Annotated in this window: 16 protein-coding genes and 1 pseudogene; 1 reads left to right on the top strand and 16 read right to left on the bottom strand. The window is 60.6% G+C overall.

Annotated features, from left to right (window positions below; translation table 11 throughout):
- Positions 1-57 precede the first annotated feature (57 nt).
- Positions 58-273, top strand: a complete 216-nt coding sequence (locus tag M2367_RS01750; RefSeq protein WP_259235590.1) for a DUF1107 domain-containing protein — start codon at positions 58-60, stop codon at positions 271-273.
- A gap of 54 nt (positions 274-327) precedes the next feature.
- Here M2367_RS01750 and M2367_RS01745 read toward each other — a convergent pair whose 3' ends face one another.
- The 16 genes and pseudogenes from M2367_RS01745 to rlmF form a co-directional block, all read right to left on the bottom strand.
- A complete protein-coding gene (locus M2367_RS01745; RefSeq protein ID WP_157013906.1) occupies positions 328-633 on the bottom strand; it encodes a DUF2845 domain-containing protein in 306 nt (101 codons plus the stop codon).
- Entirely contained in the window at positions 630-1,643 is a 1,014-nt protein-coding gene (locus tag M2367_RS01740; RefSeq protein ID WP_259235589.1) for an ABC transporter permease, read from the bottom strand. Before M2367_RS01740 ends, M2367_RS01745 begins: the two co-directional genes overlap by 4 nt.
- Positions 1,644-1,689: 46 nt before the next feature.
- Positions 1,690-2,571 carry an ABC transporter ATP-binding protein gene (locus M2367_RS01735; RefSeq protein WP_259235588.1) on the bottom strand — a complete coding sequence of 294 codons (882 nt, stop codon included), beginning with the start codon at positions 2,569-2,571 and terminating at the stop codon, positions 1,690-1,692.
- Positions 2,572-2,694: 123 nt separating this feature from the next.
- On the bottom strand, positions 2,695-3,306 hold the full coding sequence (locus tag M2367_RS01730) for an FKBP-type peptidyl-prolyl cis-trans isomerase (protein WP_404972836.1): 612 nt from the start codon (positions 3,304-3,306) through the stop codon (positions 2,695-2,697).
- Positions 3,307-3,557: 251 nt separating this feature from the next.
- Complete coding sequence (locus tag M2367_RS01725; RefSeq protein ID WP_404972835.1) at positions 3,558-3,677, bottom strand: copper homeostasis protein CutC; 120 nt, start codon at positions 3,675-3,677, stop codon at positions 3,558-3,560.
- An 8-nt stretch (positions 3,678-3,685) separates the two neighbouring features.
- Positions 3,686-3,775, bottom strand: a pseudogene (locus tag M2367_RS01720) (copper homeostasis protein CutC); the annotation flags it as partial.
- A gap of 41 nt (positions 3,776-3,816) precedes the next feature.
- Positions 3,817-4,542, bottom strand: a complete 726-nt coding sequence (locus tag M2367_RS01715) for a copper homeostasis protein CutC (RefSeq protein ID WP_259235587.1) — start codon at positions 4,540-4,542, stop codon at positions 3,817-3,819.
- A 43-nt stretch (positions 4,543-4,585) separates the two neighbouring features.
- Positions 4,586-5,488, bottom strand: coding sequence for an ROK family protein (locus M2367_RS01710; protein WP_259235586.1), 903 nt, complete (start codon positions 5,486-5,488; stop codon positions 4,586-4,588).
- Between the two features lie 105 nt (positions 5,489-5,593).
- Positions 5,594-6,100 (bottom strand): GNAT family N-acetyltransferase, encoded by a 507-nt coding sequence (locus tag M2367_RS01705; protein ID WP_259235585.1) that lies wholly within the window; start codon positions 6,098-6,100, stop codon positions 5,594-5,596.
- The gene (locus M2367_RS01700; RefSeq protein ID WP_259235584.1) at positions 6,100-6,906 is read right to left on the bottom strand and encodes a M48 family metallopeptidase; all 807 of its coding nucleotides are present in this window, start codon (positions 6,904-6,906) and stop codon (positions 6,100-6,102) included. The genes M2367_RS01705 and M2367_RS01700 overlap by 1 nt, the downstream gene beginning before the upstream one ends.
- A 147-nt stretch (positions 6,907-7,053) precedes the next feature.
- Complete coding sequence (locus M2367_RS01695) at positions 7,054-8,028, bottom strand: PstS family phosphate ABC transporter substrate-binding protein (RefSeq protein WP_224430985.1); 975 nt, start codon at positions 8,026-8,028, stop codon at positions 7,054-7,056.
- A gap of 178 nt (positions 8,029-8,206) precedes the next feature.
- Positions 8,207-9,523, bottom strand: coding sequence for a phosphate regulon sensor histidine kinase PhoR (gene phoR, locus M2367_RS01690; RefSeq protein ID WP_042040694.1), 1,317 nt, complete (start codon positions 9,521-9,523; stop codon positions 8,207-8,209).
- Positions 9,524-9,531: 8 nt separating this feature from the next.
- Entirely contained in the window at positions 9,532-10,221 is a 690-nt protein-coding gene (gene phoB, locus M2367_RS01685) for a phosphate regulon transcriptional regulator PhoB (protein ID WP_042040695.1), read from the bottom strand.
- 95 nt (positions 10,222-10,316) lie between these two features.
- Positions 10,317-10,733, bottom strand: a complete 417-nt coding sequence (locus M2367_RS01680; protein WP_259235583.1) for a VOC family protein — start codon at positions 10,731-10,733, stop codon at positions 10,317-10,319.
- Between the two features lie 147 nt (positions 10,734-10,880).
- Entirely contained in the window at positions 10,881-11,603 is a 723-nt protein-coding gene (locus tag M2367_RS01675; protein ID WP_042040697.1) for a MaoC family dehydratase, read from the bottom strand.
- A 530-nt stretch (positions 11,604-12,133) separates the two neighbouring features.
- On the bottom strand, positions 12,134-13,066 hold the full coding sequence (gene rlmF, locus M2367_RS01670) for a 23S rRNA (adenine(1618)-N(6))-methyltransferase RlmF (RefSeq protein WP_259235582.1): 933 nt from the start codon (positions 13,064-13,066) through the stop codon (positions 12,134-12,136).
- Positions 13,067-13,167: the final 101 nt, after the last annotated feature.

Here is a 13,167-nt window from a genome sequence, read left to right as displayed (position 1 = left end):
TTTTTGTCATGACGCCCCCTCATAGTGAGCCCTGTCCAAACAAGAAGGTATGCTCTGATGAAGGTGTTCAAAGGCTTGTCTCCCCGCCAGATGGCGCGTTACGTGAAGAGTTTTCACCGTGGCAGTTTCATGGTCGAGGAGATGGGGAAATTTGAATTTACTCAGGGCGAGATCATTCTGGAGAACCTGAATTGCAACAAGACCCTGGGTCTGGCAACCAGGGTTAACCGTGTGCTTCGTGGTCTGCGTCAGGGCAACCCGCTGTTGGGATAACTTCCGCGAGTCTTATTGGTCCTTTGCTTCCATATTCTTTTTTCGGCCCGCCGGTCATTGACCGCGCGGGCCGTCTTCTATTTCCGTGATGACACCGTTCTCGACGGTGACAAACTGCATGAACTGATTGCTGCCGAAGTTATAAGTCCAACGCTCTGCGTACTTGACCGTCATGCGAGCACCGAAGCCATTCTCCTCATAGCGGGTCAAATCCTCCCTGAGCATGGGTTGGCCACAACGCACCAGCAGAATGGCCGTGCTGTCCCCCTCGGTCAGCAGGTCACGTTTGCAGCGCAAGGTCCCGGCCGTCACGGGAAGCGCCAGGACACAGAGCAAGAGCAGCGAAAGCGGATATCTCATTTGGCGTTCCATCTGAACAGAGCGGCCCCCAGGGCGACGCAACACAGGGTAAACAGGCTGATCTGGGACAGTGGGCCCGCCACCTCTTGCCAGCCAGCGCCCTCCAGCATCACGGCCCGCGCCGCCGTCACTATCTGGGTCAGTGGCAACAGTGCCGCGACCTCTTGCAGCCAGGCGGGTGAACCTTCCAGCGAAAACCAGACGCCAGATAAGAACATCATGGGCAGGCTGATGAGATTGAGCAAACCACTGGCCAACTCTTCATTCTGGATGCGGGCCGCCACCAGAAGACCAAGGGAGGCCATGGCGGCCCCGCCCAGCAGCGTGATGAGCAGCAGCAACCAGCCGGAGCCGAGCAGAGGAGTGCCGAGCAGCCAGTGGGCGACCAGGAATACCAGCAGGCTCACCACTAGCGTGATGGCTACCCGCGACAACAGTTGGGCACAGAGAAACTCGGTCGCGGTGAGCGGGGTCGCCCTCAGCCGCTTGAGCACGCCATTTTTGCGATACCGCACAATGACATAGCCAACCCCGAACAGGCCGGAGAACATCAGATTCATGCCGATCACCCCCGGCAGCAACCAGTCGCCATAACGAATGGCCTTGCCCGGCAGAGTATCTCGTACCAAAGGGGTCAGGCTGGTCTGCTTGAGCAGGTATTCCGCCAGCCCCCCACTCTGCGAGTCCGGATTGACCCAGTAATTGCCCCCTGCCGGATTGAGCAGCAAATCCAGTTGGTGGTGACGCACCTTGAGCTGGGCGGAGGCCAGGTCATCATATTCGATCACCTTGAGCTGGGGGATGGTGTCGAGGGTCTGGTAGGCAGGAGGCAGCGTCCCCACGACACCGAGCTGGAGCAGGGGCTTCTGGTTGCCGGAGAAGATGATTGAGAAACCCAGCACCAGCAACAGGGGCACCACCATGTTCCAGACCAGGGCGGCGCGATCGCGGACAAACTCCAGGTTGCGGGCATAGAAGAGGGCGGCGATGCGCCTCAGGCTGTCTCTCATCGCGGACTCCTTGTCATTTCCCTTACCAGGGCCACGTTGCTGCGGTTCATGCCCCGCTCCTCAGGCTATGGCCGGTCAACTTGAGAAAGAGATCCTCCAGATTGGGGGAGCGGATCTGCATGCCGGTCAGGGGGATCTGCAGCTCGAGCAGACGCGGCATCAGGGTCGCGATATCGGGGCAAGTCAGCTCCATCAACTCTCCCTGTTGAGTGAGCGGCAGCGCCAGCTGCATCAGGGCCGGGTGAGCTGACAGGCGCACCAGCACCCCGTCGAAATGCTGATCGAGCAGCGCTTGTGGCGTATCCAGACTCAATAAGTGGCCCCTGTCGACGATGGCAATGTGATCGCACAGTTGCTGCGCCTCATCCATGTAGTGGGTGGTCAGCACTATGCTCTTGCCCTGGGCCTTGATGGCCTTGACCCTGTCCCAAAAGTGGTGGCGCGCCTGGGGATCCAGACCCGTCGTGGGCTCATCGAGAAACAGCAGTTCCGGGTCGCCAAGCAGGGCCAGGGCCAGCAGCAGTCGCTGGCGTTGCCCCCCGGAGAGACGGCGGCTGTCTCGGTCGACGAAGTCTTCCAGGGCACAGAGGTTGATTAACAGCGCCAGAGGCAGAGGCTTGGGATAGAGGCGGGAGAAGAGGCGCAGGGTATCGCGCACCGTCAAAAAGTCCTGCAGCGCCGTGTGCTGGAACTGGATGCCGATGCGCGAACGATAGTCGGGGCCTGGCGGTTTGCCATGAAACAGGATCTGGCCGCTATCGGGAGTCAGTATGCCCTCAAGCAGCTCTATGGTGGTGGTCTTGCCCGCCCCATTGGGGCCGAGCAGACCGAAACAGCTGCCATTCGGGATGGCAAAGCTCAGCCCATCCACCGCCTTGACGCCAGCGAAATGTTTGACGAGATCGACTACTTCAATGATGGCCGACATGGGTTCCCTCCCCCTTGACTCATCCGACTATAACGAAATCCGCGAACTCCTCCCATCTTCGTCGCCATCGGGCCAAAAACAAACGGCGGCCCGAGGGCCGCCGTTTGCATCGAGCAGACTGGATCACAGGATGTCCAGCAGCTCCACTTCGAATACTAGCGCGGAATAGGGCGCGATGGAACCGGCACCACGGGCGCCGTAAGCCAGATCGTGGGGGATGAACAGCTTCCACTTGGAGCCAACCGGCATCATCTGCAGGGCTTCAACCCAACCGGCGATCACGCCAGTGACCGGGAACTCTGCCGGCTCACCGCGAGCCACTGAGCTGTCAAACACGCCACCATGGGTGAAGGTACCGTGGTAGTGCACGCGCACGGACTGACCGGCAATTGGCACAGCACCATTACCTTCCACCATGACTTCGTACTGCAGACCGGAATCGGTCACCTGAACACCATCACGCTTGGCGTTGTCGGCCAGGAAGAGTTCACCGTCAGCGGCAGCAGCCTTGGCGGCCACTTCCTGTTCGGCTTGCATGCGGCTGGTGATCGCCTGGAAGGCATCATTGATATCATCACGGCTGACCGCGAACTCCAGACCATTGAGGGCATCTGCCAGACCCTGCTGCAGGGCAGGAATATCCAGACCGGCGAAGGATTGCTGAGCCAGTTGATCGCCCATATTGCGGCCTATGCCATAGCTGGCTTTCTGTTCGATAGAGTCGTATTGAGACATTGAGATTCTGCTCCGGGTCCATGTGTCAAAAGAGCGGGAATGATAACAGAATTTTTACCCGGATGCTGCCGCCAAGGCAGAGTGCCAATCTGCTCTGATGACCTTGAGTGGCATCAGGCGGCAAACAGGGCCAGTCCCCGTCGGCCTTGATTTGATGGGGTGCGGCGCCACAGGTCCTGATGACACAGAGGATCCGCAACAACGAAAACGGCCAGCAAGGCTGACCGTTCTACTCTGGCAAAGCGACTGGCTTATTGATCAAGCAGGGCCCGCACTGCGGCCACCTTGGCGCCGTCGGTGATATTGACCCGGCCGTCGTCCGCGGTGCCCATGTTCACATCCCATGGAGAGGCACCATGCCGCCCGGTCATACCCTGACTCAGGCGCGATCCAGCAGGGCCCGCACCGCAGCCACCTTGGCGCCGTCGGTGATATTGACCCGGCCGTCGTCCCCGGTGCCCATGTTCACATCCCATGGAGAGGCACCATGCCGCCCGGTCATACCCTGACTCAGGCGCGATCCAGCAGGGCCCGCACTGCGGCAACCTTGGCGCCGTCGGTGATATTGACCCGGCCGTCGTCCGCGGTACCCATGTTCACCCCATGGGGCACCATGCCACCGCGCCAGCCCATGCCGGACATATGCACCTCCGTCACCCCGGTAAATTCAAGTATGGTGCGCACGTTGTCGGCATTGACCCCGGCCCCCGGCATCAGGCTGGCGCGTCCCGCCAGGGTCTGCGCCATGGCTTGCAGGGTTTCCAGACCGGCCAGGGCGCTCGCTGCATGGCCTGAGCTCAAGATCCGCTCACAACCCGCCGCGACTATGGTCTCCAGATCGGCGCGCCAGTTGGAGCTGAGATCGATGGCGCGGTGGAAGGTTACCCCCAACGGGCCTGCAGCCGCCACCAACTGCTTGAGCTGGGCTGCGGGCACCCGCCCCTGTTCATCGAGCAGGCCAACCACCACCCCTTGCAGACCCGCGGCACGGGCCGCGGCTATGTCTTGCAGCATCAACTCGAACTCGAGTTCGCTAAAACAGAAATCCCCGGCACGGGGGCGGATCATGGCGTAGACGGGAATGCGCCCATGGCGCGCCGCCTGCTGCATGAAGCCATAGGAGGGGGTAAGTCCCCCAAGCCCGAGGGCCGAGCAGAGCTCGATACGATCGGCCCCCGCATCCTGAGCGGTAAACAGGGACTCAAGGTTATCGATGCAGACTTCGAGACGGGTCATCATGACTCCTCGTGATGGATGAGGTGAGACCCGTCATCGGGTCTCACAGATGGAGCAGTGCTGCGCCACGCACGCCGCCTGCACCGCCGAAGCGGGCCTGGCGTATCTCGGGCAAAGCCACACCGGGCAGCAGATGCCCCGGCAGGCGCAGCGGCAATTGTTCATAGAGGGCGGGCAGGCCACAGAGGCCACCGCCGAGTACCACCACGTCCGGATCCAGCACCGAGAGCGCCGTGGCCAACCCCGCCGCCATGATCTCGATCCAGCAATCCAGGGTCGCGACCGCATGGGGCTCTCTGGCCTCGAAACGCGATACGATCTGCTGGCCGGAGGCACGCTCGCCGCTCAGGTGCAGGTAGAGACGCTCCAACCCCGTGCCCGATGCATAGGTTTCGAAGCACGCGAGTCGGCCACAACCACAGCGTGGGCGAGGCAGGTCGGGGTACTTCATCAAGATGGTGCCGGGCAGCGGATAGTGACCTATCTCCCCCGCCAGCCAGTTGCGGCCCTGAACCAGGCCGCCATTGACATAGACGGCGCCGCCGATACCGGTACCAATCGTGACTGCCAATGCCGCCTCGGCACCGTCAGCTGCCCCTTGATGCACTTCGGACCAGAGGAAGCAGTTGGCATCGTTATCGACCCGCACCTCGCGATCGAGCCGGGCCCCCAGATCAGCCCCCAGATGGCGGCCGTTGATACAGGGCAGATTAGCGGCCACTATGCTCTTGTCGGCGCGGTTGAGGATGCCAGGAAAGCCGATACCGACGGTGCCGCGCACCCCATAACGTGTATCCGCCGCTAGCACCCGATCGAGGATGATCTGCTGCAGCGCCTCGTAATCGTCTCCCGGGGTCGCCAGACGCTCCTCATGACACAGGGTCAAGGCACCGTCATAGACGGCAAACGCCACCTTGGTACCACCTATATCGAAACCGTAATACATGCCCACACTCCCTTGCAGCTGAGAAAACGACTCTGTTCCTGAGCTCGCCATTGTATTAATTCGCAAGAAAAATAAAGTGACCCACCCCGAAAAAACGGCGCCTCGTCACAAATCGCGGGACATTTTTTGCTGCAGGCAGGGTCGGCCCTGTTGGCTCAGGGTGCGCTCGGTGCCATCGAACCGAAAACCGCGGCGCAGGTAGAAGCCTTGCCCCACCTGGTTGCCCGCCAGCAGCCAGAGGCTGACCCGCTCATACCCGGCGCGCCGCATCTGCATGGCGACCGCCTGCCAGAGCCGTTTGCCATGACCACGGCGCCAATGAGCCGGATGTAAATAGAGGGCGCGGATATGCGCCTCGGGGCCGATGTCGCCCTCCTGATGCTGCCAATAGAGCAGACCCACCACCACGTCCTGGACACAGGCCAGCATGGGCCTTGGGTCATGACCCCCGAGCCGCTTGCGCCACAGCTGCAAATGCACGCTCGGGGACAGGTTGTCGAGCAAGTCGGCGCCCAGCACCTCACCATAGGCGGCCAGCCAACTGGCTCGCTGCAACACCGTCATGGCGGCGGCATCCTGCTGGCGGGCCATGCGCAGGGTCACCTCTGGCATTACTTCTTGCACTGGGGAGTCAGACCGGCGGCGCGGGCCTGCTGGTAGAGGGGAGTTGCCGTCGCAAGTTCGGCGCTCAGCTCACTGATGCGGCTCTCATTGCTCGGGTGGGTAGAGAGCAGCGCGGGAGGCGCCTTGCCCCCGGCGGCCTGCGCCATGTTCTGCCAGAGCGGGATAGCCTCGGCCGGGTTAAAACCGGCGCGAGCCATCAGATCCAGCCCGAGTCGATCCGCCTCACTCTCCTGCTCCCGGCCATAAGGCAGGCTCACGCCGACCTGAACGCCCAGCCCGAGCGCCGCCATGGCCGCGCCACTGCCCTGGCTGCTACCCAGGGCCGCATCGGCGACCGCCATGCCAAGGCCCGTTAGCTGATCGCGGGAGAGACGCTCGTTGGAGTGCTGAGCCAGCACATGGGTCAACTCGTGACCGATGACGGTGGCGAGCTGATCCTGGTTCTTGGCCACATTGAGCAGGCCGCTATAGACGCCAATCTTGCCACCAGGCAGAGCGAAGGCGTTGACCTGCTTGGAGTCAAACACCACCACTTCCCAACTGGTGATGCCATAGCTGCTCGGCACCTGGGCAGTCACTGCCTTGGCGACGCAGGAGACATAGGCATTGAGCTTGGCATCCTTGCTCACCTTCTCCTGCTGCTTCATCTGGTTAAAGGAGTCGGCCCCGAGTTGGTTCATCTGCTGGGGGGAAAACAGCAACATCTGGCTGCGGCCTGTGGGGGATTGGGCGCAGGCGCCGAGCAGCAGGGTGCTGGCGGCCAGCAGTGTCACTTTGGAGAGGGCAGAGATCATCAACAGGATCCTTGTGGCTGGGAATGTCCTATTTTCGGGAAAGGCGGCGCCGCGCGCAAGTGACTATGCTTGGCCGCCCTGTTTTGCCCCCATAAAAAAACGAGCCCGATTGGGCTCGTTTTTGACATTTTTTATCGGGAAGTGGGATTACATCAGGCCCAGCTTCTTCATGTCCGCTTCGACCACCTTGGCCGGGACAGGCACATAGCCGTCTTTGGCGACGATGGTCTGACCGGCTTTGGAGAGGATGAGTTTGACAAACTCCTGCTCCATCGGGGCCAGCGGCTTGTTCGGGTGCTTGTTCACGTACAGATACAGGAAACGTGACAGCGGATACTTGCCGGTGATGGCGTTGTCGGCGTTGGCTTCGACGAAGGTCTTGCCATCCTTGGACAGCGGCACGGCACGCACACCAGAGGTGACATAACCGATACCGGAATAACCTATCCCGTTGAGGGACGCTGACACAGACTGCACCACAGAGGCAGAACCGGGCTGCTCGTTCACGCCGCTCTTGAAGTCGCCATCACAGAGGGCGTGCTCCTTGAAGTAACCGTAGGTACCGGATACCGAGTTGCGACCAAACAGTTGCAAATCCTTGCCTGACCAGTTGCCATCCAGACCCAGATCAGCCCATTGGGTAGCGGCCTTGCTCTCGCCACACTTGAGGGTGCTGGAGAAGACGGCATCGACCTGCTGCATGGTCAGCCCCTTGATGGGGTTGTCCTTGTTGACGAACACGGCCAGGGCATCGACAGCGACGCGAATGGCGGTCGGCTTGTAACCATAACGCTTCTCGAATGCTTCCTCTTCACCCGACTTCATGGCGCGGCTCATGGGGCCGAACTGGGAAGTGCCTTCGGTCAGGGCGGGGGGCGCTGTGGAGGAACCCGCGGCCTGGATCTGAACGTTGACGTTCGGATAGACGCGTTTAAATTCTTCGGCCCACAGGGTCATCATGTTGGCCAGGGTATCGGAACCCACGGACGACAAGTTGCCGGAGATGCCGCTAACCGGCGCGTATTCAGGCAGATTTTTGTCGACGCCGTAAGCCATTGTGCTGGCAGAGAACACCACTGCAGCAGTCACACCGATAACAGCAGCCAATTTGTTGAGTTTCATCCAATCTCTCCAAAATTACAGAAGGTCCGTTCTTTAAGACGGCGCCAGTATCTGACCTGGCAGTGACAAATTTATGTCTTGTTCATGACGCTTTGATGACAAACCACCAGATAAGCAGAAAACATGAAGGGCCGCGGCTGCGACCCTTCATGAACCTCAAAAAGACAATCAATGGGTTCTATTTTGCCGTTGCGATCGCAGGCTTTGCCACCACCAGGCGCGCCGGGATCAGGAAACTGAATCGGCTGCCCATGCCGACCCGGCTGTCGATATCCAGGTGAGTGTCGTGATGACTCAAGGCATGCTTGACGATGGCAAGGCCAAGCCCGGAACCGCCGGTGTGCCGCGAGCGCGCCTTGTCGACCCGATAGAAACGCTCGGTCAACCGCGTCAGATGATCCGGAGTGATCCCCTCCCCCTCATCGCTCACCGCAAACAGCGCCTGGGAGCCCTGCCTGCGCCACTCCACCACTATCTTGCGACCGGGCGGCGTGTAGTGGATCGCGTTGTAAACCAGATTGGAGACGGCGCTACGCAACTGATGTTCATCACCGAGCAGCCAGAGATCCGGCTGAACCAGAAACTCGATGACATGGGATCGCTCGCCGGAGAGCGCCCGCGCCTCTTGTTCAAGCAGGAACAGCATGGCTGGCATGTCGACCCTGTGGGAGAGATCGATGTCCGGCGCCGCCTCGATGCGCGACAGGGTGAGCAGCTGGTTCACCAGATTATCCATGCGCACCGTCTGCTCCATCATGACCTTGTGCGCCTTGGCCCACATGGCCGGAGGGGGCGGCTCTTCCGTCATCTCCAGATAGCCCTTGAGCACGGTCAGCGGGGTGCGCAACTCATGGGAAACGTTGGCCACGAAGTGTTTGCGGGTCTTCTCCAGGCTGCGCAGTCGGGTCACGTCCCGCACCACCAACATGGCCTGATCCTCGGCGTAGGGCATGATGCGAAATTCGAGAAACTTCTCCTCGTTGATGGGGGAGTGCATCTCGAAGGGCTCATCATAGTCACCCTTGTTGAGGTAGCTGACGAAGCTGGGCTGGCGAATGAGGTTGCCGATATGCTGGCCCGCATCCTCCGGCCAGCGAAAGCCGAGCAACTGCTCGGCCAGCCGGTTGCACCAGAGGATGCTGCCATCGGTACGAAACACCACGGCGGCATCGGGCAGCGCTTCGGCCCCTTCCCGGAAACGGCGGATCAGCCCCGCCAGCTCCCGGCGCCGTGCTCTATGACGCTGTTGCAGCTTGTAGATACCGTTAAAAATGTACTCCCAGCTACCGCTACCGCTGGGCGGCACCAGGCTGCGTTCGTGCCACAGCCAGTCAGAGAGCCGCTTCTGGAAACGGTAATGCCACGCCAGATGCAGGCAGGTGGCTGCCAGCAGACTCAGGGCCAGGCACTCCATCAACCATCCAAACAAGGCGAAGGGCAGGTAGAAAAATGCCATTCGCCACAACTGTCGCCGCCAGGCGTAGGGTTGCAACATAGCTGCCTCTAGAGACGGGTGGAGAAGCGATACCCTGCCCCGCGCACCGTCTGGATCAATCTGTCGTGGCCCGAGCCTTCGACTGCCTTGCGCAGCCGGCGAATGTGCACATCCACCGTCCTGTCTTCCACATAGACGTTGGTGCCCCAGACGTTGTTGAGCAGTTGCTCGCGGCTGTAGACCCGCTCAGGGTGGGTCATGAAGAAGTGGAGCAGCTTGAATTCGGTCGGTCCCATGTCCAGCGCCCTGTCTTCGGCACTGACCCGGTGGGAGACCGGATCCAGCTTCAAGCCCTGTACCTCGATGACCTCGTCCACCGAGGTGGGCGACACACGACGCATCACGGCATGGAGGCGAGCGGTCAGCTCCTTGGGAGAGAAGGGTTTGGTAATGTAGTCATCGGCACCGGCCTCCAGGCCGCGCACCTTGTCCTCTTCCTCACCCCGGGCAGTCAGCATGACCACCGGGATCTGGCGAGTCATCTCATCTTGCTTGAGTTGCTTGAGGAACTGGATACCGCTGCCCCCCGGCATCATCCAATCCAGCAGGATCAGTTCAGGGTAAGGTTCGCACACCTTGGCCAGCCCCTCGGCGAAGTCCGCCGCCTCTATCGCTTCGTATCCTTTCTGTTCCAGTACAAAACAGAGCATTTCGCGGATCGGTGCCTCATCCTCGACCACCAGTATTCGCTTTGCCATATCCCTTCTCTCTCCTCATGAAGATTGGTGCGCCAATTATTAGAATTTTGTATGACACTTTTATGACTTTATGACAGCAAGGAGAATAAACGTTTTCAGTTGCGACTGTCAGCACCACGCGCCAGAAGGTCCCAACGGTTGCCACTGATGTCCTCAAACACCACGACAGTGCCGTAACTCTCCTGCCGCGGCTGTTCACAAAAGTGGACACCGGCGGCGCGCATCCGCTCATAGTCACCCCAGAAATCTTGAGTCTCCAGGAACAAAAAGACCCGCCCACCCCCTTGTTTGCCGATATGGGACGCCTGCTCGGCATTGGCGGCCTGTGCCAACAGCAGGGCGCAGCCAGGCTGGGTGGACGGGGCGACCATGACCCAGCGCTTGCCCGGTTTGCCAGGCTCGTCGAGCAGCGTGTCTTCGAGCAGGGTGAAGCCGAGGCTCTGGGTGAAAAAAGCGATGGCGGCATCATAGTCCGCGACCAGCAGGGTGAGGGCGCCAAGGTGAGAAGCCATGGGGAATTCCTTGTGAGCATGAGGCTCAATGAGTGTGGGAGGTCCGGCGGCCAGATAGCAAAACAGGGCCGGGCGGCCCTGTCATTATGCCTGTCGCTACCCAGGCATTAATAGTGCGTTATCAATCCTTGGCCCTGACAGCGGAGGTCAGAAATAGAGGCGGGCGACAGACTCGATGACGCAGCCGGGGCGACGCACGCCCTCTATCTCCACCTTGATCTCCTTGAGCAGTTCCAGTCCGCCCTTGATGGGAGTCACTCGAATGAGCTTGGTGCGGGCGCGCACATTGCTGCCCACCTTGATGGGATAGGGAAAACGCACCTGATCCAGACCAAAGTTGACCACCATGCGCGCCGTGGGGAACTCGGGGTTCTCCTCATCCACCGACCCTGTCAATCTTGGCAAGAGCGCCAGGGTCAGAAAACCGTGGGCTATGGTGCTCTTGAATGGCGATTCGGCGGCGGCGCGATCCGGGTCCGTGTGTATCCACTGGTGATCGCCAGTGACGGCGGCAAACTGATTCACCATATCTTGGCTGATGTGGAGCCAGTCACCGACATGGGTCTCCTCGCCGAGCTGGGCCTGCAAGCGGTCGAAGACCAAGGCCGCTTCCCCTTCGAGGGCAATCGCCGGCGCGGGCTGTGCCATGCCCTGACCGTTCACGACCTGACGTTGCTGGGACTGTTGTTCCACCTCGACAACGGGTTGGCCATGGGCGTCGAGCACCCGCCCCAGCAAGGGGTGAAGGTGCGCCTTCTGCTGAAACTCACGCCAGTAGTCACGGATAGCCGGCGAGAGCCAATCCTTGAGCTCAAAGGGGTGTTGCGCCAAGATTTCGCGCTTTCGCTTCAGAAAATCGACCACTTTCATTAACCAATCCCTATCTCTAATTAACCAACGAACAGGTCTAACCAGTCCTATTTTATGAAAGTTTCAGCTGCAAGTGCAAAAAAATCTCGGCGTACAACTGTACCGGCGGCGAGAGTGACCACTCACATGAGCTTCCCAGGCCGCGCCAGTCCTGCGGAAAAACGATTATCTGCTTTCGGGTCCCTTGCCCAGATAGCGCAGCCTGAAATGGCCAAAGTGCCTCATCAAGGCAATAGCATCGCCTCATCTGACGAAAAACATGACGACCAACACCCCTGCCGGGGAGCGTCAGGGGTTTGTCATTGCGCGGGGATCGGCCCGATCACGCCGTGGGCATCAGGTCAAGGTCATTACTCGACAAGGGGGGAAGGGGCGAGGAGGAAAGTGGTCAATCCGCCTCTGCCCCAGAGCCGGGACGCTGAGGCTCTGGGAGCGGGCCTGTGAAGAGTATCAGCCTCCCGGCCAGAGGTGTCGGCTTCAGCGTCGCCATGCAGCACGACGCGCCACAGGGGCTCTCCTGCGCACTCAGCTCAGTCGGACCAGCGATTGTCGCTCTGGAAGCTCCAGGCCAGGATCCGGCTCTGTTTGTTACCCAGGCTCATCTCGATCACCTGCTGCCGCTTGGCGCCTGCCTGGGTGATTGCCTGCTTGGCCGCCGCCAGGTTCTCTTTTTTCGAGACCAGCGAGCTGAACCAGAGACATTGACCGGCAAAGTCCCGGCTCTCCCGGATCAGGGACGCGAGGAAGGCCGCTTCGCCCCCATCACACCAAAGCTCGGCCTTCTGACCGCCGAAATTGAGCACAGGAGCCTCGCTGCCAACCTCGCCCTTGCCCAGGTTACGCAGTTTGCGGCGGGTACCCTCACTGGCCTCTGCCAGGGAGCCGTGAAACGGCGGGTTGCACAGGGTCAGGGTGAAGCGCTCCCCGGGCCCTATGATGCCGTGAAACATCCGGCGAGCATCCGTCTGCAATCGGCACTCGATCTGCTTGCCCAGACCATTGCTGAGCGCCAACAAGTTGGCCGCCTTGACCGACACGGGATCGATGTCGGCCCCAACGAAGCGCCAGCCATACTCGCGACAGCCCAGCAACGGATAAATGCAGTTGGCGCCAACACCGATATCGAGCACCCTCACCCCCTTGCCGGTCCGCGGCGCCGCTTCCCCCTCGCTGATGAGGTCGGCCACATGGTGCAGGTAGTCGACCCGTCCCGGGATCGGCGGGCAGAGGTAACCTGCGGGCAGATCCCAGTGGCGTATGCCGTAATGCAACGCCAGCAGCCCCTTGTTGAGCGCCTTGACGGCGGCGGGGTCGGCAAAATCCAGGGTGCGAGTACCATGGTCGTTGGTAAACACGAAAGGGGTCAGTTCGGGAGTGCGCAGGCAGAGAGCCGCCAGATCATAGGGAGCATGATGGCGATTGCGGGGATGCAATCCGGCTTTGGTGGTTGTCTCTCTGGTCATTGGGGGCCTAGTCATCTGGAGCCTGGTCAATCCTGGCGAAAAGCGGGCCCACACTATAGAGAGTCGGCCCGCAAAAGTCTAAATGATGGCCATAAAAAACC

It is taken from the genome of Aeromonas sp. BIGb0445 (genome assembly GCF_024809075.1).
Taxonomy (GTDB): domain Bacteria; phylum Pseudomonadota; class Gammaproteobacteria; order Enterobacterales; family Aeromonadaceae; genus Aeromonas; species Aeromonas rivuli.
This window is presented reverse-complemented; position numbering and strand designations above follow the sequence as displayed.